Raw genomic sequence first — 20,226 nt, 5'->3', positions numbered from 1 at the left:
GAGTGTCCGGCATCGTCCTACTACTCGGCCCCGGCGCCGACCGCCGCACCTTCCACCGGATGATGGCGGAACTCACCCCGCGCGGCGACCTGGTGGAGACCCGGCTCGGCCCCGACCTGCTCGCCGGCGTCCGGCGGCTGCGGATCGTCGATCGGGAGCGCGCGGTACAACCCTGGTGCTCCGCCGACGGCCGGTGGCTGCTCTGCTACAACGGCGAGGTCTACAACCACCGGGAACTCGCCGCCGAACTGCTCCGGCTCGGCCGTCCACTGCGCACCGCCAGCGACACCGAGGTGGTGCTGGAGGCGTTTCTGGCCTGGGGGCCGGAGGCGGTCACCCGGCTGCGCGGCGAGTTCGCCTTCGCCCTCGCCGACACCGCCACCGGGCGGCTCTACCTGGCCCGAGACCCGCTCGGGGTACGGCCGCTCTACTGGTCCCGACACCTGCGCCGGCTGCATGTCGCCTCGGAGATCAAAGCCCTGGTGCCGGTCGGCGCACCGGTCTCCGAACTGCCGCCGGGGCACCATGGCTGGGCCGACGCCGTCAGCGGGCCGGAGCTGGTGCCGTACCTGGACCTGGCCCGGATCGGCGCCGGAGCGCCGCCGGTCCGCGACGCGGCGCAGGCGGCGGACCTGCTCCGGGAGGCGGTCCGGGACAGCGTCCGGGCCCGGGTCGACACCGACCTCACCGTCGGGGTCCTGCTCTCCGGCGGCGTGGCCAGCACCCTCGCCCTGCTGCATGTCCGGCAACTGCACCACGACTGCGTGGCGTTCACCGTCGGCACCCCGGACAGCCCGGACGTGAGGTGTGCCCGTCGCATCGCCGCCGAGGTCGGCGTGCACCACGAGGTGATCGAGATCCAGCCCCGGGAGATCCAGCTCGACGACATCCGGGCGGCCATCCGGAGCTCCGAACTGACCGAGTACGCCGATTTGATCGACGCGGTCGTCTCGGTGCCGCTGTTCCGGCGGGTCCGGGATCTCGGCGTCCGGGTGGTCCTCACCGGTGACGGCGCAGACGACCTCCTCGGCGTGCAACCCGGCTCGGACCGGGTCGGCCCCGAAGCGGCCGGCCGGCTCTTCCGGCACCGGCTGCGCAACCTCTGCCGTACCCGGTTGCAGCGGCTGGACCGGACCAGCTTCGGGCACGGGGTGGAAGCCCGGCTGCCCTTCCTCGACCTGTCGCTGGTCGAGCTGGCGCTGCGGTTGCCGGCCGAGCTGGGCCGGGACGGCGGGCAGCGCTCGCTGCTCCGGCAGGCGCACGCCGACCTGCTGCCCGCGTACGTCCGGGACCGGCCCAGGGAACCGATGGCGTACTCGTCGGGGCTGTACGACGGGGTGCGACCGTACCGGGCGCTCTTCGCCCGCCAGTACCGGGCCTTCGGCTACGAGTTGCTGGAACCGGTACGCCGGGACTTCGACACCGTACTGGTGCGCTGCGGCCACGACCTCGACCGTGCGGTCGCCAGGGGCGCGGCCCCGCCGGACGTCTTCGAACACGCCCGTGACCTGGCCGGGATGGCGAGATGGAAGGTCGGCCCGGCCTGGCGTCGGCTGACCGGCTCCGGCCGACAGAACTGAGCCCTCGCCGGCTGGTGCCGCCGCTGGGCGCCCGGCAGCGGTCCCCGCGCAACCGAGAGCGCTCGCCCTTCAGCCCGGCAACGGGGTGGACCGCTCCGACAGTCCGGCGGCCCGGTACGCCCCGGCGAGCCGGCGCACCCCCTCGACCAGCGTCTCCGGGTCGCACATCGAGTACGACAGCCGCAGGTAACTGTGCCCGGCGTCGGCCACGAAGAACTGCCGCCCGGGCACGTACGAGACGCCGGCCGCCTCGGCGTGCGGCAGTAGTTCGGTGCCGCCGTACGGGTGCGGCAGCCGCAGCCAGAGGAACCAGCCACCGTCGGGTACCACGAACTCCGCCTGCGGCAGCTCGGCGCGTACGGCGGCGACCAGCGCGTCGCGCTGCCGGCGGTACCGGACCCGGATCGCCTCGACGTGCCGTCGGTACGCGCCGGACGCCGCGAACTCGGCCAGGGCCAGCGCGGCGGTGTGGTTGACCCCGCCACCACTGTCCACATAGCCTCGCGCGGTCACCGCCGCGACCAGCGACGGGGCTGCGGTGAGCCAGCCGAGCCGAAGTCCCGGCGCGACGCTCTTGGCGAACGATCCGATCCGGACCACCGTCCCCGGCTCGGCACCGCTGAACAGCGAGGCCGGCGCCGGCGCCGGGTAGGCGAGTTCCCGGTAGGTGTCGTCCTCCACCACGGGTACGCCGCTGCGGGCGGCCACGGCCAGCAGGGCGGAGCGGCGCTCGTTCGGCAGCGACCGTCCGGTCGGATTGTTGAACGTCGGCACCAGGTAGAGCATCGCCACCCGCCGGCCCCGTCGGATGATCGCTCGGATCAGCTCGGCGGTGGCGGTGGGGTCGAGTCCGTCCTCGTCCGCGGGAGCGGGCACCATCTCGACCCGGTGGTCGGCGACGATCCGCAGCGCCAGGTGGTAGGTGGGGGAGTCGACCAGAACGACGTCGCCGGGCCGGCAGAGCAGCGCGGCGACGAGGTCGAGGGCGTGCGACGCGCCCCCGGTGACGAAGACCTGAGCGGGCTCGGGCGGCCCGGCGTCCACCTCGGCCAACCGTTCGCACAGCCACTCGATCAGCGGACCGGGGCCGGCGGCGTAGCCGTAGGTCAGGGCGGCGGCACCGTACCGGCGCAGCGCGGAGTGGGTGGCCTCGGCCCAGGCGTCCACCGGCAGCGCCGCCGGATGCGGATGGCCCCAACCGAGGTCCACACAGCCGGCCCGGCTGTGGAACTGCACGACGGGCAGTGCGGTGGGGCGGGCGGCGGTCATCCGCTCACGATAGGGCGACCGGGCGGTGCGCTCCGGGTGAGGACGTGAGTGAACCGGTGCCCCTCGGCGCGCCCGCGAGCCGGCGCCGTGCGGCGGGTGCGGCGTGATAGACACTGCGTTACGCTTCCGTACCTGTCCGCCTAGCCGAGGAGTGCCTGCGCGACATGGCCGTGGTCCCAGCAGTCCGGCACGTGCCGGGTCCGGTTCGACCGGCCCACGGCCGGCGAGCCGTCCGACTGCTGGCCCGGATCGCCCTGCTCAGCGGCGGTGCACTCGCCGGGTACGTCCTCCTTGCCATGCTCGACGGACCGGCCCTCGCCGACGAGCGCGGCGCTCCGCTCCCCGGGCCACGGCCACTCGGCGCGCTCGTCGAGACGGTCGCGCCGAGGCTGCCGGCGCTCCTGGACGATCACGTTCAGTTGACTCGAAAAGAGACACCCGGGACCGTTCGCCCCGCCTCCCGCCCGCAGCGCGTCCGTCCGGAGCCCTCGCGTCCCGAGCGTGTCCGTCCCGAGCGTGTCCGTCCCGAGCGTGCCCGTCCCGAGCGTGCCCGTCCCGAGCGTGTCCGTCCCGAGCGTGTCGGTCCGGACCGGGTCCTTCGCTCGGCCGGCGTCGAAGGCGGCGGGCCCGCGACACGGCCGCAGCGGAGGGATTCGGCCGCCGATCCGGCACGCGACGCTGCCGCCTCCCGGCCTGAGCGCGGCGCACTCCCGGTGGTGGTGGCCGGGGGAGTGTCGCTGGTGAACCCTCCGCTCTCGCAGGTGGTGGCCGGGGTGCCCGTCATGGTGGGGGTGCTGCCGGATGTGGCGGCGGGCGTGCAACGGGTGGCCGAACGGTTGGTGGTCGGGAGCGTACCGGAGATCGTCGGCAGGGTACCCATGGTCGTCCGCCAGGTTTCGCACGGCGATTACCCCGGGTCCCTGGCGCCACGGATCCTGATGCACCAACCGGTCCGACCGCCTCCCGCGTACCCCGTCACGGCGCTGCCGGTCCCGGCAGAGCGGACGACGCCGGTCCCGATTCTCGCCGAGCCGCCAGGGCCGGCCGCGCCGCTGTGGCAGTTGCTCCACCACGGTGCCGGCAACGCGGCCGGAGCGAGCCGTACGTCCGGGCCACGTGCCGTCGCCCGGAGCCTCAACTCCGGGTCTCCCTCCACTCCGCATCCACCTTTCGACAACGGCGCCGGCACCCAGCAGGCCGGCCCCGTCTCGTTCACCGGTGGACCGGCCGCCGCGTTGCCGGCCACCGTCGGCTGGCAGCCGTCCGCGCGATCTCTCTCGGTGCTCGCCTACGGCGACGCCCGTCCCACCGGTCGGTCGCCGGGCGTACCGGCGCTGCCTGGCTGATCGCTCCGGCGGCCGTATTCCGGTCGCTCTCCCATTCCCGCCCTGGCCGCCTCCGATCCTGAGGCGGCTGGCGGCAGCCACCGTCGGTGCATCCGGCACCGCCGTACCCGTTCGAACTGGCGGGCCCGACCGACGGCGCCGTACCCAATCGTGCTCGTGATCGGCTCCGCCCGGGTAGGACCCGCTCGGATGCCGCGTTGTCGCTGAGTTTGTGTACCGAGATCGGAGTGACCTCGTGATCCGCATTGTGATCGTGGAGGAGATGGGTTTGTTGCGGGGGGCGTTGCAAGCGGTGTTGTCGAGTGAGGACGACCTGGAGGTGGTGGCGGCCCTGCACGAGCCGGGCGGACTGGTGACGGTCGCCCGTCGGCGGCGCCCGGACGTGGTCGTGGTCGACATGGAACTGCCGGGCGCCGACATGCTCGACGTGGTGGCGCAGCTGAGCGTGGATGCGCCGGACAGCGCGGTGCTGGCGTTGAGCACCCAGTTGACCCCGGAGGCGCTGCAGCGGGCGATCCGGGCCGGTGCCCGGGGGTTCGTGGACAAGAACCTGCCACCGGCGGAGCTGACCCGGCTGGTCCGGGCGGTGGCGTTCGGCGAGCGGGTGTTCGACCCGGTCGTCGCCGTCGCGGCCCTGAGCCCGCCGGAGAGCCCGTTGACCAACCGTGAGCTGGAGGTGCTGCGGATGGCCGCCGAGGGGCTGCCGCTGAAGGAGATCGCCCGTCAGCTCTACCTCGCGCACGGCACGGTGCGTAACCACCTTTCGGTGATCCTGCGTAAGACCGGAACGCGAAACCGGTTGGAGGCGGTCCGGCAGGCCCAGCGGGCGGGTTGGATCTGACCTCGGCGGTCCGGGTCGCTCCAACGGGCGTACTCGGCGTAGTCGTGTTTGAATGTTCACGCGGGGTGATCTAGCGATGACAAGTAGCAGGGGGGAACGTGATCCGAACGCTGCTCGCGCTGAACGGCGCTCTCATCCGCGGCGCCCTGGCCTTCGTACTGACCACTCAGGACGACATCGAGGTCGTCGCGGAGGTCGACCGAGCCGAGGACATCGGCACGGCGTTGCGAATCCAGCGTCCCGACGTGGCCATCGCGGACGTCAAGCTCTTCGGGGCGGGGGCGCTCTCCGGCGCCGTCGCGCCGTCCGAACCACCACCGGTACTGGTACTGGTGGACCCGCGTCGGCCCAGGGTGCTCGGGGACGCGTTGCGGGCCCAGTGCCAGCGTCTCGGGTTCCTCGGCAGTGACGTCGCCCCGGAGCGGGTGGTCGAGGCGGTCCGCCGGCTCGCCTGCGGGGGCTCGGTGGTGGACTCGGATCTGGTGGTCGCGGCACTTCGCCGGGACAACCCGCTCACCCAGCGGGAGGTGGAGGTGCTGGAGATCGCCGCCGAGGGGTGGCCCGTGGTGGAGATCGCCAGCAAGCTCTCCCTGTCGGCCGGCACCGTACGAAACCATCTTTCCCGGATAGCCGGCAAGACCGGCGCGCGTACCCGGATCGAGGCGATCCGGATCGCCCGGGAGAAGGGCTGGATCTGAACCACGCGGGTCCGCCTCCGGCGGCCGGAGCGCGGTGTCGGGCGGGACCGGCGAGGTCCCGCCCGACACCGCGTTCCGCGGCCGGGACGCCGCTCCGCTGGCCCCGTCATGTCGGGTCTGGACTCTCCATGGGTCCCGCGAGGTGGTGGTGGTACGTTCGCACACTCTCGCCATCCGGCGTCGACCGTTGCGCGCCCGCCGTCCACCCCAGCCGCTCGTAGAACCCGGTCGCACCGACAGATCCGGTCGAGGTCTGCGCCTCGACGCGTATCGCGCCGGCAGTCCGTGCCTGCTCGACGAAACGGCGGACCAGCATCACCCCGATGCCGCTCCTGCGCCACCGCGGCCGGACAGCCAGCGCGGTCATGACCGCCACGTTCGGAGCCGCGACCGACGCCGATCGCCCTGATGTCGCGGTGGCCGCGCCGAGGCGGAGCAGCCGCCGGGCCCACGGCCGCACCCGCGATCGCACGGCGCGCACGGCGACCCGGGGCCGGACGATGAGCGCCACGCACCCGGCGAGGGCGAGCGAGGCCAGAACCCCTCGCTTCTTCGTCAACTCCGCGATGTGGGCGTTCTGGTCGCTGACGCCCAACACGAAGCCGACGAACTCCCCCGGCGGGGTGGTGGTGTCCACGGCGACGATCCCCACACCGTGCGTCGAACGCAGGAGGGTGCGCTGCCAGCGGCGGACAAACCGGGCGCCGAACGACGGGAACAGCCCGATCGGAAGCAACTCAATGTGTGCTCGGGACATCGCCGGCAGATCGGTGCAACTCGCCGGGCGCAGCATGAACCGTCCGTCGACCAGCTCGGCGTCCGTGGGATCGGCCGGCGGGGTCGCCACGATACTGGAACGGAGATCGTTAGCCATACCGGGCGGAATACGCATGACGTCAGCCTCCCCGTCTCCCCAGGCCAGGCGCCGGGAACCCGGTCACGGCTCACCGGCACCCGCTGGGACAGAGAACGTCGCCGCGGTCCGCATACCCCGAACGGATCGCGGCATGCCCGACTACCGCTGCCGGGGCGCTCGGCGATCCATCGGCGGACCACCGAGGCGACGACGAGTTGATCGGGCGGACCGGCTCACAGCACGGGAACGCCCGTCCGGCTGCTGAACCGGCGGGCGTCCGCCCGGTCGTTGACCAGCGGTTCACCCTTCAGGTTCAGACTGGTGTTGAGCAGGATCGGGCAGCCGGTCCGCCGTTCGTACTCGCCGAGCAGGTCGTAGAGGCCCGGATGCTGGTCGCGGGTCACGGTCTGCACCCGGGAGGTCCCGTCGACGTGCACGATCCCGGGAAACGCCCGCGGATCTCGACACCTGGCGGTGAACTGCATGTACGGCGACGCGCTGACCGGCATGTCGAAGTACCTCCCGGCGTGCTCCTGCCGGACCACCGGGGCGAACGGGCGGAACGGCTCCCGCCCCTTCACCCGGTTGACCCGGTCCCGGCAGTCCGGGCCGCGCGGATCGGCCAGCAGGGAGCGGTTGCCCAGCGCCCGGGGACCGAACTCGGCGCGACCGCGCGCCACCCCGACCACCGTCCCGGTGGCCAGCGCCTCGGCCAGCGCCGCGACCGGGTACTCGCCCTCGATCCGGGTGCCCAGGTACGGTCCGGTCCAGTTGAGCTGGCGGCCGAGGACCGCCGCCGCCGCACCGAGGCTGGAACCGGCGTCCCCCGGGTTCGGCAGCAGCGTCAGCCGATCGAAACCGCTGCGCCGGGCGAGCAGTTCGTTGGCGACGCAGTTGAGCCCCAGCCCGCCCATCACGGTCAGCGTCGCCGCGTCGACTCGGCTACGCAGCCAGCGTGCCGCGCCGAGCAGCACCTCCTCGGTCACCGCCTGGACGCTCGCCGCCAGGTCCGCCGGGTCGGCCCGGGGCTGCCAGTCGCCGATGCCCCGATGCACGTTGCGGCGGAGCCGGAAGGTGGGTGGGGTGAGTTCGATCAGGTCGGTCTTGATCTGCGTGACGTATCGGGGCCGGCCGAGTGCGGCCAGCCCCATCACGATGAACTCCTCCTCGTTCGGGGTGAACCCGCAGCGCCGGGTGAAGGCGCTGTAGAGCAGCCCGAGGCTGTGCGGGTAGCGGCAACGGGCGAAGACCCGGTAGACGCCGTCGGAGAACTCGCCGAGGGTCAGCGTCTCGAACTCGCCGATCGCATCCGCGGTGAGTACCGCGGTGTGCCGCTCACCGCTGGTGAAGTGCCCGGCGGCGGCGTGCGAGTGGTGGTGCCCGACGTACCGGATCGGCACCCCGCGCAGTTCCGGTAGGCCGAGCCGGGCGAGGTAACGCCGGGGCAGGTCGTCGACGGCCACGGCGTGCCGGTACTGGCCGGCCCGTACGTGCCGCAGCTTCTTCCGCAGTGGGTGCTCGTACCAGGCGATCAGGTCCGGAGGTCCCCAGGAGAGCGCCTCGGCGAGCAGCCCGGGGGTGAGTTCGGGGTCGTTTTTCCGGCGTGAGTACCGCTCGGCGTGACCGGCGAAGAGGATCTCGTCACCCCGGACGACGCATGCCGACGCGTCGTGCGACAGCGCGCTGAGGCCGAGGACGTGCGTGACTTCCATCGAAGCAACTCTATCCCCCTGTCGCTCCGACTAGCCATCGGCGACCCCGGCCCGAACCGGATCGGCGTGCCAGTGCCCGACCAGCTCCCGATAGGTCGCCGAACCGGCCAGCAGGTCCTGGTGCCGCCCGTGCAGCGGGCGGCCGCCGTCGAGGATCAGGACCTCTCGGGCCCGCAGGGCCGAACTGATCCGGTGGGCGATGACGACCAACGCACCGGGGCGGGCGCCGAAGGCCTCCTCGACGGTCGCCTCGGCCACCGGGTCCAGGTGACAGGTCGCCTCGTCCAGGATCGCCAGCGGGGCGGCGGAGAGGAAGGCGCGCACGGCGGCGACGAGTTGCCGCTCACCGGCGGAGAGCGCCGTCGGGTCCACCGTCGCGGTCAGCCCGCCGAGGCGACGTACCAGCGGCAGCAGGCCCAGCCGGTGCACCGCCGCGTCGACCTCGCTGCCCGGCGCGTCGGGCCGCAGGTAGCGCAGGTTGTCCAGCAGGGTCCCGGCGAAGACGTACGCCTCCTGTGGGATCAGCACCCGGTGCCGGGCCAGCACCGCCGGCTCGGCAGCACCGACCGGTGTCCCACCGAGCAGCACCGTCCCGGCCTGCGGCCGGAGCAGCCCGGCGAGCACCCCGGCCAGGGTGGACTTGCCGGCCCCGCTCGGCCCGACCACCGCCAGGTACGCCCCCTCGCCGAGGGTGAGGTCGAAGCCGTCGAGGACCGGGCGCGCCCGAGGGCCGTACCGGAAGGTGACACCGCGCAGCTCGGCCCAGACCGGCGCGGCCCCGGCGCGGGGCGAGTCGACCTCCGCGGCGGCCTCGGTCACGGTCCGGAGCTGGCTGGCGGCGGTGTCGGTCGGGGGCGGTGTGGTGGCGTCGAGGATCCGGTCCAGCGTCACCGCGAACCGGAGTCCGCCGCCGGCCACGCCCTGCACCAGCGCGTGCAGCGCCGGCTGAAGACCGGTGGCGACATACACCAGGGCGCCGAGCACCGCACCGGCGGTGAGCCCGTGCCGAACCAGCCACGGAGCGGCCAGCAGCAGGACCGCCAGCGGCAGCCAGCCGCCGACCGCCAGGCTGAGGCTGCGCAGTGCCGCCATCCGGGCCAGCGCGTACTCCGCACCGGCCTGCCGGTGCACCTGCCGGCCCACCCGGTCGGCGACGATCTCCTGCGCCCCGCAGGCCACCACGTCCCGGTGTCCGGTGAAGGCGGCGCCGGCCACCTCGCCGAGCCGCTCGTCGGCATGGACGTAGTCGCGCTGCCGGACGACCATCGCCGGCAGCGTGGCGGCGAACAGTGCCAGCCCGGCGATCAGCGGCACCGCGACCACCCCGGCCACCACCGGGGTCAGCGAGAAGAGCCCGAGCAGGGCCGCCACGGCGGTGAACAGGAAGCCCCGGACCACCATCACCAGGCCGGCGAAGGTGTCCCGGACGATCTCCACCTGGTGGGTCAGCCGGGCCACGGCGGCGGTCTCCGGCCGGGCTCCGGCGGCGGTCGACCGATGCAGCGCCCCGGTGACGACCCGTTCGGCCAGCTCGTCGCGGAACGGCTCGACGACATCGCCGAGACAGGCGTACGCCCGGTTGGTGCCGACCGCACCGATCGCGACGGCGACGGCCAGTACGCCGAGCCAGGCCAACCCGGTGCCCGGCCGACCGGCGAGGAATCCGTCGTCCACGGCCCGGGCGGTCAGGTTGCCGGCGAGCAGGGCCGGCAGCGCCTCGGCCGCCGACCAACCGGCGAGCCGGCCAAGGGGGCGGGCTCGGCGGCGCAGCGCGGCGGCGGTGAACCGGACCACGCCACTCACCGGACCACCTCGACCGCAGGCCCCGCAGGCCCCGCCGGCCCGGTCGGCGCGATTGCGTCTGCGGGCCCGGTCGGCGCGATCGCGCCTGCGGGCCCGGTCGGCCGGGCTGGCTCGGCTGGCTTCGCTGGCGCCGGGTCGGGCAGTGACGACGCGGCGAAGACGGCTCGGTAGGCCGGATCCCTCCACAGCTCCCGGTGCGCGCCGACACCACGCAACCGGCCGCCGTCGAGCCAGGCGACCAGGTCGGCAGCGGCCGCGGTGGCCACCCGGTGGGTCACCACCAACCGGGTACGCCGGTCCCGGTGCGCGGCGACCGCCGCAGCGATCCGGTGCTCGGTCGCGGTGTCCAGGCTGGACGTCGCGTCGTCCAGGACCAGCAGCCGGTCCGCGTGCAGCGCCCGGGCCAGACCCAGCCGCTGCGCCTCACCGCCGGACATCGGGGTCGCGTCGAGCCGGCTGCGGTAGCCGTCCGGTAACCGCTCGACGAACTCGTCGATCGCCGCTGCCCGGGCAACCGCGACGACCCGACCCACGTCGGACGGCCCGTCAGCCGCTGCCCGCCCGTCCTCGATCCGCTGGGCGGCGGTCACCTGTCCGGAGCCGGCGCGCCCGAGGCCGGGTTGACCGCCGGAGTCGACCGCGGAGCCGAGCGTGACCGCCTCGGCGATCGTGTCGCCGATCAGCACCGGCCGTTCGAAGCCGTACCCGACCGCCTGCCGAAGGGCGGGCCGGCTCAGTCGACACAGTGGTACCCCGTCCAGCAGCACCTCGCCGGCATCGGGATCCCGGAGCCGGCCAGCGACCGCGGCCAGGGTCGACTTGCCCGCGCCGGACGGGCCGACGACGGCGACCGTGGCACCCGGCGGCACCCGCAGGTCGATCCCGGCCAGCACCCGGCTGCCGTCGTCGCCGTACACCGTCACGCCGGAGAGGACGAGCTGACCGGTGCCGGCGGGCAGCGGCGCCGTACCGTACGACCGGGGCGGCTCGGCCAGCACGGCGGCGATCCGCTGCGCGCCGGCCCGGGTCCGGACCAGCCGGTTCAGCGTGGCGACGATGCTGCCGAGCCCGGCGCCGAGCGCCGCGTACTGTACCGCGGCGAAGAGTTGGCCCGGCGTGAGCCGACCGTCGGCCACCGACCAGCCGCCGACCGCGACGATCGCCAGTTGCAGCAGCGGGGCCACCCCGGCGGTCCGGCCCGAGGCCCGGGCCAGCGTGGTCCAGGTCCGGTTACCGTGCGCGCGCAGCAGTGGCAGCGGCGCCAGTACCCGGTCGATCTCGACCTGGACGCTGCCGGCGGCGGCGATGGTGCGGGCACCGTGCAGCGCCTCGGCGAGCCGCCCGGCGATCCGGCCCTGTACCCCGAGATAGCCGGCGGCGGCGGCCGAGGCGTCGGTGACGAAGGCACGCAGGCCGACGGCGAGCAGCAGCAGCCCCGCACCGAAGGTGACGGCGAGGCGCCAGTCGAGCAGCAGCAGCGCGATCACGCTGCCCAGCGGGGGCAGCGCGGCGGTCACTCCGAATACCACCGCGCTACCGGCCTGCCCCGCGTCGGCCGCCTGCCCGACCAGCCGGCCGACCAGGTCACCCACCGGATAGCGGGTCGCGCGGCGCGGGTCGAGGGCGAGCAGGTGCCCCAGCAGCCGCTGCCGGAGCCGCGCGGTCGTCCGGGCGGTGCCGGCGCCGCCGGCCAGGTTGCTCAGCGTGTCGGTGGCGACGATCAGCACGACCAGGCCGCAGGCGGCGAGCGGCCACCACCGGTCCGCCTGGCCGAGCGCGGCGTCCACGGCCAGCCCGAGAGCGGCCGGTAGCAGCAGTTCGGCCGCCGCGCCAAGCAGCGCGGCGGCGCCGAGGGTGACGGTCCAGCCGCCGCCGTACGTGACCGCCTGCCGGAGCAACCGGTTCCCGTCGGCGATCACCCGTCCCACCCTCCTGTCGACACGGGTTGCCCTGGGTGGGGACGTCTGCCCACCCAGGGCCCCGATGCTGACCTGATCAGTTGCAGGTCGTCACGGACAGCGAGCTGTCGCCGCAGAGCAGCAGGCTCGCCCGGCTCCCGCCGCCGTCACCACCACCGGTGCGGTCGGCCAGCTCCATCCCCTGAAGGTCCAGAAGCGCCATGTGTGTTCACCTCCTCCTAGAAGTCGGTCCGATGTGCCCCCGCGGGTAGCGGGGGAGTCTGGTCGCCGCCGGTCAGCGGCGTGAGGAAGGGCAGCGTCACCGGCTCGTCGTGCCGGGCCATCCCGGTGGCGAGCAGTACGCCCGCGCTTCCGGTGGCCAGATCCATCGACAGCCGCAGCAGTTGCTCACCCGGGAAGGCGAGGAAGTCGCGGTACGGCAGCGCGTGCCAGGCCAGCCGTCGTACCTGGCGGTCGAGTTCGGCCCGGTCGTCCTCCGATGGCCGGGCGTCCGCGCCGTTGGGGAGTTCGCGGGCCGGAGGGTGTCCGTCGGCCGCCCGCGCCGCCAGGTAGGCGATGATGCCGGCCCGCCCGGCGAAGAGCCCGGACTGGGCGTAGAACGGGGCCCGGGCGGCTCGGCGCACCGCGGCCGCGGACTCGGCGAGTTCCGGGTCGGGCCGGTGCCGGAGGTACTGGTCGAGTACCAGTCCGATGCCGACGCTGCCGTCTGCCAGGTACGGCATGGTCCGCCAGCCCTCGTTGACCTCCAGCGCGCCGTCCGGACGTACCACGCACCGGCGCAGGTCGTGCCGGAGCGCGTCGCCGGCCCGGTCGAGCAGTTCGGCGTCGCCGCTCAGTTCGTACAGCCGGAGGAACATCAGCGCCGGTCCGGTACGTCCCCGGCCAAGTCCCGCATACGGGTACTGCCCGCCGCTGATCTGTGCTCCGGCGCCGGTGCTGCCGGCCGTGTCGCCTCCGCCCGGCGCACCGGCGCCGTCGGCTGACCGGTCGGCGACCAGTTCGGCGGCGCGCCAGGCAGCCTGCCGTAACGTCGGTTCGCCGGTCCGGCCGGCCATCTCGGCGAGGTTGAGCGCTATGCCGGAGAGCCCACTCACCAGGTCCTCGCCGAGTTCTTCCCAGGGCTCTCCGAGGCAGATGTCGAGTACGTCGAGCGCGTCCTGTCGCCGGCCGAGGTGCTCCAGGGCGTATGCCACCCCGTGCAACCCGTCGTAGAAGCCGCACCGGGTGCCGGAGCCGGGGTGCAGGGCCCGCTTCACCAGCCAGTCCTCGTGTTCGGGGTACCGACCGGCGCCGGTCGCGTGCAGCGCGTGCAGGACGCCGGCCGCGCCGTACCCGAGGTTGAGGCCGCCGGTGCGGAACTGGTCGATGTCGCCGGGGAAGAGCCGGTCGTCGCGGTCCGGGGTCGCACTGGCCAGGATCGCGCCGGCGATCCGGTCGCGCAGCCTCGGCCAGGCCGACCGGTCGGCGTCGAAGTCGTCGATGCCGGGTACCGGATGGGTGCGGCGGGCGTCGCCGGTGCGGATGGCGTCCCGGCGGTGGGCGGTGCCGTCGACGATCTCGTCGACGGCCGCGTCCAGGAAGTCGCGCGGCACGGGGAAGTGCGCGGCGACCACGTCGGCGAGGTGCGCGGCCTTGCTCGGGGCCAGTCGGACCATCTGGGTCAGCGGCAGGAACAGGGCGAGCCGCAGGCAGGCCAGGGCGTAGCGGTCCACGGCGAACCCGGTCCGGTCGCGCGGCGCGGCGAATGCCTGGTTGCGCAGCGCGGGTCGGCTCGCCTCGGCGATCGGGGCCGCGACCTCGAAGTCGACCAGGGTGACCCGGTCGTCCGCTCCGACCATGATGTTGAACAGGTGCAGGTCACCGTAGACGATCCCGTGCGCGGCGATCGCCTCGACGGTCCGCTGCACCTGCCGGTGGATCCGCAGCGCCCAGTCGGTGTAGTCGGCCAGCTCGGCCGGGGTCGCGTCGGCGTCGACCAGGGGGTACCGCTGCACCACCAGCTTGTTCAGCGCCCGGCCCTCGACGAACTCCAGGGCGAGGAAGTGGTGGTCGCCGAGGACGAACTCGTCGTGTACCCGGGCGATGCCCGGCACGTCGGCCAGCCGGCGCAGCATCTCGGCCTCGCGGTGCAACCTGGTGATCGCGTCCGTTCCAGTGGCGTCCAACCCGGCGTGCGGGCGGGCCTCCTTCAGCACCACTCTGCGGTCGGTGCGGGTGTCCCGGCCGACGTACAGGCCGCCGCCGTTGGAAAAGTGGATCACTTGTTCGATCCGGTACGGCAGGTCCGTGGTGGTGGTCGCGTTGCGGGCGGCGAGGTGCGGGCCGAGGAACTCGGGCAGGGTCACCCAGTCCGGTACGTGGAAGACCGGGTCGCGCCGGTCCGGTACCAGGGTGCCGGTGCCGTCCTCGACGGCGGGTACCACCTGGCCGTCGGGGCCGACGCAGTACCGGGCGGCGAAGCCGCCGTACCGGACGTAGACCGGGCCGTCACCGTAGCGCAGGTCACTGAGGACGTACGGCCCGGCTTCGCCGTCCAGCCGTTCGGCGAGTTCCTTGCAGGCGAGTTCGAGTTCGGCCTCGTCCCGGGGGTAGATGGTGACGAACTTGCCGCTGGAGCCGCGCCGGGCGTACTTCGAGTTGCGCATCAGCAGCATTCGTGGGCCCCGGAGGAACTTGAAGGACAGTCCCCGGGGGACGCAGTAGTCGAAAACGCTGTCCAGGATCCGGTCGGCGTTGTCCAGACAGGCCGACACGTGGATCTTCCAGCCCTGCTGGGGGAGCTTGCCGTCCCGGGGACCGTAGACCAGCCAGTCGTCGCTCGGCTCACGCTGCCAGCCGGCCGGCACCGGCCGGTCGGCGGCCGCGAACCCGGCGGAGGTGGTCACGGAGGTGGTGCTGAGAGAGTCGTAGAACAGCGGATCGACCGCACAGTAGGCGTCGTATCTTGCGTCCATCGTCGCGGCTCCTCGGGTGGTCCCTGGGCGACCGTGCTTCATCGACGCATTCGAGTCTCCTGGTCGGGTCCGAGGTGTTACTAGTGTGCTAAGTCATCCCCCAAGGTGTGTCATACACGGGTACCTATGACAAATGTCAGGGCCGACATGTCAATGATTGACATCAATATTGTTAAATCAGGATATACGAATCAGCTCGGGTGTCCCCCGCCGTCGCCCGCGTCGGGACGAAGGCGGACCACGGAAGCAGACACGAGGTCTCCGGAGATCGCCACCGGACGAACCGGATCTCGCGCCGAGTCGCGGGGCGTGGCCGAGGGGACGCCGGTCCGTCCGGACCGCCTAACTCACTGCGAGGGCTCGGGCACGTCACACTCGATCTCGGGGTTCAGCCCGACGTAGTTGAGCGGCCCGGCGATCACCGTCACGACGGTGGTGCCGGCCTCCGCGCAGTTGTCGTTGTCCCGGTCGAAGTATCCGCGCTGGCCGGCTGCGATCGCGCCGATGATCAGCCACAGCAGGACGATGACGCCGCCTATCGATCCGTAACGCATGAGAGCCTCCTCGGGGGTGGAATGCGGATCGACCCGGCGCGGTGGCCGGCGGGTCGATCCTCGCCGGCCACCGGCCCGCCGGGAGTTGTTGTCGACCTGATACCCATCGCCCGAACACATGCAAACGCCAGCACCGACGCGGCGCCGGGTCACCGGACCGTGGCCCCGGCCGGGAGGTGCCGCCGCGGGAGGGCGGCTCCGAGCCACCGGGCGCGGCGACGGGAGCGCTCGGCGCGGTCCGGAGCGGCACCGACCAGGTCGGACAATCTGGAAGGTCCATCGGGGTCCGACCGCCCGGTGCGTTCGGGTATCGCCCCTCTCTAAATTTTCCCGATAATCGGCCTATCTCTACAGATAGGCGTATAACGGGATAATAGGTTGGTTTCGGCTCGACCGATCACCGGATCGGCCTGGCCACGATGCGCGAAAGGTCTGGTCATGCGACCGCTTCGGGTGCTGCGGATCATCTCCCGAATGGCTGTGGGCGAGGCCGCGCCGCAGGTCGGCGCGTTGATGCGCGGGCTGGATCCGGACCGCTTCGAGCAGCGGCTCTACGCGGGCCCGGTGGAGCCGGGCGCCGGCGACTACCGTCGGTTGCGGGCCGCCGACGTACCGGTGCGGGTGCTGCCCGCGCTGCGGCCTCCGGTACGTCCGCTCGACAACGTTCGGGCACTGGCCGCGTTGATCGCGGAGGTTCGCCAGTTCCGGCCGGACCTGGTGCACACCCACGACCTGCGGGCCGGGGTGCTGGGCAGGGTCGCGGCGGTCACCTGCCGGGTGCCGATCCGGGTGCACACCTTCCACACCCATCCGGTGTCCGGGGCGCCGCCCGTCACCGGCCAGCTGGTCGCGGGTGCCGAGTGGATCCTGGCCCGGACCAGCCACGCCCTGGTCGCGGTCGGTGCCCGGGTGCGCGACGAACTTCTGGCCGCCTCGATCGGCCGCCCCGACCAGTACATCGTGATGCCGCCCGGGGTGAGCCTGTCTCCGCTGCCCGGGCCGGACGACGCGCGGCGTACCCTCGGGCTGCCGGCGACCGGGCCGGTGGTGGCATACCTCGGCCCGCTCGATGCGCCCAAACGGCCGGACCGGTTTCTCGCGGTGGCCCGGGCGGTCCGGCACAGCCGGGCCGATGTCCGGTTCGTCGTCTGCGGCGAGGGTGCCCGGTTGGCCGAGCTGGTCAGGATGGCCGCCGCCCAGCGGATCGAGATGACGTTCCTGCCGTGGCGGTCGGACCTGGAGACCGTCTACGCCGCCGCCGACCTGGTGTTGCAGACCTCGGACCACGAGGGGACACCGCTGACCCTGATCGAAGCCGGACATGCCGGTCGGCCGGTGGTGGCCACCGACGTCGGCGGCACCGCCGAGGTGGTCCGGCACGGCCGGACCGGGCTGCTCTGCGATCGCCGGGATGTCGACGGGTTGACCCGAGCGGTGCTGCGGTTGCTGGCGGACGACGGGCTGCGGCATCGGATGGGCCGGACCGCGCTGGCCGAGACCAGGGAGGCGTTCGGCACGCCCCGCCTGGTCGCCGCCACCCGGGACCTCTATCACCGGCTCGCGATGGCCAGAGGCTGCTGGCCGACCGAGCCTGCCGAGCCCGTCTCCGCCCTCACCCGCGCCCGCTGACCGGGCAGCGGCGGGTCACCTGCCACCCCCCACACCGACCACGAGCCGGCACCGCCCGGACGACCACCCGGCTCCGACACCGGCTGCTGGGGCACCTGCTCGCCCTCGGCCCCGCCACGCGGTGGGCGGGCTACCGACCTGCCTGTGGATGCGGGCCGAGCCGGGGGGCCTACAGGCGCTCCACCACCGGGCCGCGGCAGCGGTCGCGGCTGTCGAAGACGTACCGGGCGGTCCTGATCACCATGTCGTAGTCGAGTCCGTCGTGGTCGGTGACCACCACCACCGCGTCGGCGTCCCTGACCTCGTCCTCGGTCAGCTCGACCATCGCCAGCTCGACCGGTACCTGCCGGGGGTCGGCGTACGGCTCGACCGCCCTGATCCGGGCCCCGAGCGCGTGCAGCCGGTTGGCCAGGGCGATCGCGGGGGAGTCACGCAGGTCGCCGGTGTTCTTCTTGTATGCCAGGCCGATCATCAGCAGCCGGGCACCCCGCAGCGGCCGGCCCCGGCTGCTCAGCCCGGCCATCACCCGCTGTGCCACGTACTCCGGCATGGCGTGGTTGACGTCGCTGGCCAGCTCGATGAACCGGAACTGCCGGCCGAGTCGGCGTTTCACCTGCCAGGAGAGGTAGCAGGGGTCGATCGGCAGGCAGTGGCCGCCGATTCCGGGACCCGGCCGGAAGGGCATGAACCCGAACGGCTTGGTCGCTGCGGCGTCGATGGCCTGCCAGATGTCGATGCCGAGCTGATGGCTGAAGGTGGCCAACTCGTTGACGAGCGCGATGTTGACCTGGCGGAAGGTGTTCTCGATCAGCTTGGTGAGCTCGGCGACCCTGGTCGAGTCGACCGGTACGGTCTGCCGCACGATCCGGCGGTAGAACGCATCGACCCGGTCCAGCGCCACCGGCCCCACTCCGGAGACCACCTTCGGGGTGTTCTCCAGCCTCCAGTCCGGGTTGCCCGGGTCGATCCGCTCCGGGCTGTAACCGAGGTGGAAGTCGTCCGGGCTGCGCAGCCCGCTCCCCTCCTCCAGCAGCGGCCGGAGCAGCTCCTCGGTCGTACCGGGATAGGTGGTCGACTCCAGGATGACCGTACAGCCGGGCCGGACGTACGGCGCGAGTGCCGAGCCGGCCTGCTCCACGAAGCTGAGATCCGGTACGCCGTCCCGCAGCGGGGTCGGCACGCTGATCACGCAGACGTCGAAGTCCCGGGCGTCGGCGTAGTCACTGGTCGGCAGGTAGCGGCCGGTGGCCAGCGCCGCACGGAGTCGCTGATCCGAGATGTCCTCGACAAACGACTCCCCGCTGCCGAGTCGCTTGATCCGGTCGGTGTCGAGGTCCAGCCCGACGACATCCAGTCCGGACTCCACCGCGGCCACCGCAAGGGGCAGACCGACGTACCCCTGACCGACGACAACCAGCTTTTCCCTGCTCATGCGGGCTCCCACCGTACTTTGACGACGGTGCACACCCTAGGGGGATTTAACGGTGATCACCCCGGAAACGGGGGACAAAGAGACGTATTTACCGGGTTCAGCCGTTGTCCGGCTCGATCGGCCCGCCGCTGCCCGGCGGCTCCGCCGGACCGGTCGGTGGATTGCTCGGCGGCGGATCGGTGGGCGGCGCCGAGCGGGTCGGTTCGGCGGTCGGCTCGGCCTCCGGGGTCGGGCTCGGCGTGGCCGAGGTGGACGGCCGAGGCCGGGTGTTGTCCCGTGGCCGCGGGGAGTCGTGTCCGCTCGGCGCCGTCGCCGCCGGCAGATCCGGAATGTCGGCCTCGACCGTGGCGGTGCTGCTCGGTGTCGGGGACGGCGGTGTGTTCTTCGCGGGTGCGTCGTCGGCCAGATTGAAGGCGATCAGCGCGGTGACCGCTGCCGCGCCCAGCCCGACCACGGCGGCGACCCCGGCGAGGGTGAGGACGCCGAGACCGGGTTCCCGGTCCCGGCCACCCGGGCCGACCACCGGATTGTCGGTCAGGGTGCTCGGCTCGCCCGTCCCGGTGCCCCCGGTGCTGCCCGCCGCGCCCGCGAGGACGCCGAGACCGGTGACCGCGGTCGGCTCGGCCGGGGCGATGCCACTTTGCTCGACTCCGCCCGCCGCCTCCGCGGCCAGCACCTCCGGGTGGTTCGCGGCGGCCCGGGCCGCCGCCGCCAGCGCCGCCGCGTCCGGGTACCGGTCGGCCGGGTCCTTCGCCAGGGCCCGGCCGATCAGTTCGGCCACCGGACCGGGTACGTCGGCGGGCAGTGGCTCCGGATCCTCGTGCAGGTGCTTCACCGCGACCTGCAACGGGTTTTCCCCGGTGAACGGCGGCTGCCCGGCCACGCACTGGTACGCCACCGCACCCAGCGCGTAGATGTCGGTGGCGGCCGAGACGGGCTTGCCGGCGGCCTGCTCCGGCGCCATGTAGAGCGCCGTCCCGGGCACCGCGTTCGAACTGGTGATGCTGGTGATGTTCACCGACCGGGCCACCCCGAAGTCGAGCAGCCGGACGTTGCCGTCCGCCTGCACCAGCAGGTTGCTCGGCTTCACGTCGCGGTGCACGATCCCACCCCGGTGGGCGGCGTGCAGCGCCTGGGCGACCTGGGCCACCACGCGCATCGCGTCGACCACGCTCAGTCGTCCGGTCTCCCGGATCCGGGCGGACAGCGGCTCGCCGTCGACGTACTCCATGACCAGGAAGTCGGTCCGTCCGGAAGGGAGTTCGTCCTCGCCGTAGTCGAAGACCTGCACGATCCCCGGATGGTGCAGGGTGGCCAGCATCCGCGCCTCGGCCCGGAACCGCGCGATGAAATCGGGGTCGGTCAGCAGCGAGGGAAGCAGCACCTTGACCGCGACCCGACGGCCGAGCACCACGTCGGTGGCACGCCACACATCGCCCATCCCGCCGGTGGCGACGCGCTCGTCCAAGCGGTAGCGCCCGCCGAGCAGGACTCCCGATTCCAGCACGTGCACACCGTACCCAGGCGCGTGGCCGGGTACGCAATCGCGGCGGTGACGGCGGTGCGTCGGGGAGTGCCGCTGCTGCTCACCGTACCCGGACGGCCCGGCGACCGGTATGGCGGGTCGGTTGCC

16 protein-coding genes are annotated in these 20,226 nt (G+C 73.1%); 5 read left to right on the top strand and 11 right to left on the bottom strand.

From position 1 onward, the window contains the following. Positions 1-2 precede the first annotated feature (2 nt). Entirely contained in the window at positions 3-1,580 is a 1,578-nt protein-coding gene (locus ABNF97_RS24900; protein WP_130463210.1) for an asparagine synthase-related protein, read from the top strand. A gap of 69 nt (positions 1,581-1,649) precedes the next feature. On the opposite strand, the gene ABNF97_RS24895 is transcribed toward ABNF97_RS24900, so the two are convergent. Together ABNF97_RS24895 and ABNF97_RS24890 are read right to left on the bottom strand one after the other, a co-directional pair. Next, positions 1,650-2,849 (bottom strand): aminotransferase-like domain-containing protein, encoded by a 1,200-nt coding sequence (locus ABNF97_RS24895; protein ID WP_349339995.1) that lies wholly within the window; start codon positions 2,847-2,849, stop codon positions 1,650-1,652. Between the two features lie 140 nt (positions 2,850-2,989). Beyond that, entirely contained in the window at positions 2,990-3,262 is a 273-nt protein-coding gene (locus ABNF97_RS24890) for a hypothetical protein (RefSeq protein WP_349339994.1), read from the bottom strand. 327 nt (positions 3,263-3,589) lie between these two features. Between ABNF97_RS24890 and ABNF97_RS24885 the strand changes: the two genes are divergently transcribed. The 3 genes from ABNF97_RS24885 to ABNF97_RS24875 all read left to right on the top strand — a co-directional run bounded on the left by ABNF97_RS24885 (position 3,590) and on the right by ABNF97_RS24875 (position 5,734). Further along, complete coding sequence (locus ABNF97_RS24885) at positions 3,590-4,195, top strand: hypothetical protein (RefSeq protein ID WP_165436559.1); 606 nt, start codon at positions 3,590-3,592, stop codon at positions 4,193-4,195. A gap of 235 nt (positions 4,196-4,430) precedes the next feature. After that, complete coding sequence (locus tag ABNF97_RS24880) at positions 4,431-5,036, top strand: response regulator transcription factor (RefSeq protein WP_349339993.1); 606 nt, start codon at positions 4,431-4,433, stop codon at positions 5,034-5,036. A gap of 98 nt (positions 5,037-5,134) precedes the next feature. Then, positions 5,135-5,734 carry a LuxR C-terminal-related transcriptional regulator gene (locus tag ABNF97_RS24875; protein WP_130463207.1) on the top strand — a complete coding sequence of 200 codons (600 nt, stop codon included), beginning with the start codon at positions 5,135-5,137 and terminating at the stop codon, positions 5,732-5,734. 106 nt (positions 5,735-5,840) lie between these two features. Here the strand turns inward: ABNF97_RS24875 and ABNF97_RS24870 are convergent, their stop codons facing one another. The 7 genes from ABNF97_RS24870 to ABNF97_RS24840 form a co-directional block, all read right to left on the bottom strand. Next, positions 5,841-6,608, bottom strand: a complete 768-nt coding sequence (locus ABNF97_RS24870) for a GNAT family N-acetyltransferase (protein WP_165436730.1) — start codon at positions 6,606-6,608, stop codon at positions 5,841-5,843. Between the two features lie 215 nt (positions 6,609-6,823). Then, positions 6,824-8,302, bottom strand: coding sequence for a carbamoyltransferase C-terminal domain-containing protein (locus tag ABNF97_RS24865; RefSeq protein WP_130463205.1), 1,479 nt, complete (start codon positions 8,300-8,302; stop codon positions 6,824-6,826). A gap of 30 nt (positions 8,303-8,332) precedes the next feature. Further along, complete coding sequence (locus ABNF97_RS24860) at positions 8,333-10,105, bottom strand: ATP-binding cassette domain-containing protein (protein WP_130463204.1); 1,773 nt, start codon at positions 10,103-10,105, stop codon at positions 8,333-8,335. Then, positions 10,102-12,024 (bottom strand): ABC transporter ATP-binding protein, encoded by a 1,923-nt coding sequence (locus ABNF97_RS24855; RefSeq protein WP_349339992.1) that lies wholly within the window; start codon positions 12,022-12,024, stop codon positions 10,102-10,104. Before ABNF97_RS24855 ends, ABNF97_RS24860 begins: the two co-directional genes overlap by 4 nt. A 76-nt stretch (positions 12,025-12,100) precedes the next feature. Continuing rightward, the gene (locus ABNF97_RS24850) at positions 12,101-12,226 is read right to left on the bottom strand and encodes a SapB/AmfS family lanthipeptide (protein WP_130463203.1); all 126 of its coding nucleotides are present in this window, start codon (positions 12,224-12,226) and stop codon (positions 12,101-12,103) included. A 16-nt stretch (positions 12,227-12,242) separates the two neighbouring features. Further along, entirely contained in the window at positions 12,243-14,978 is a 2,736-nt protein-coding gene (gene lanKC / locus ABNF97_RS24845; protein WP_349339991.1) for a class III lanthionine synthetase LanKC, read from the bottom strand. Between the two features lie 347 nt (positions 14,979-15,325). Then, positions 15,326-15,532, bottom strand: coding sequence for a hypothetical protein (locus tag ABNF97_RS24840; RefSeq protein ID WP_130463201.1), 207 nt, complete (start codon positions 15,530-15,532; stop codon positions 15,326-15,328). A gap of 474 nt (positions 15,533-16,006) precedes the next feature. Between ABNF97_RS24840 and ABNF97_RS24835 the strand changes: the two genes are divergently transcribed. Next, positions 16,007-17,161, top strand: a complete 1,155-nt coding sequence (locus ABNF97_RS24835; RefSeq protein WP_349339990.1) for a glycosyltransferase — start codon at positions 16,007-16,009, stop codon at positions 17,159-17,161. Positions 17,162-17,330: 169 nt separating this feature from the next. Here the strand turns inward: ABNF97_RS24835 and ABNF97_RS24830 are convergent, their stop codons facing one another. Further along, on the bottom strand, positions 17,331-18,593 hold the full coding sequence (locus ABNF97_RS24830) for a nucleotide sugar dehydrogenase (RefSeq protein WP_130463199.1): 1,263 nt from the start codon (positions 18,591-18,593) through the stop codon (positions 17,331-17,333). Between the two features lie 97 nt (positions 18,594-18,690). Then, complete coding sequence (locus ABNF97_RS24825; RefSeq protein ID WP_349339989.1) at positions 18,691-20,100, bottom strand: serine/threonine-protein kinase; 1,410 nt, start codon at positions 20,098-20,100, stop codon at positions 18,691-18,693. Positions 20,101-20,226: the final 126 nt, after the last annotated feature.

Source organism: Plantactinospora sp. B6F1 (genome assembly GCF_040120695.1).
In the GTDB taxonomy this organism is placed as follows: Bacteria; Actinomycetota; Actinomycetes; order Mycobacteriales; family Micromonosporaceae; genus Plantactinospora.
This window is presented reverse-complemented; position numbering and strand designations above follow the sequence as displayed.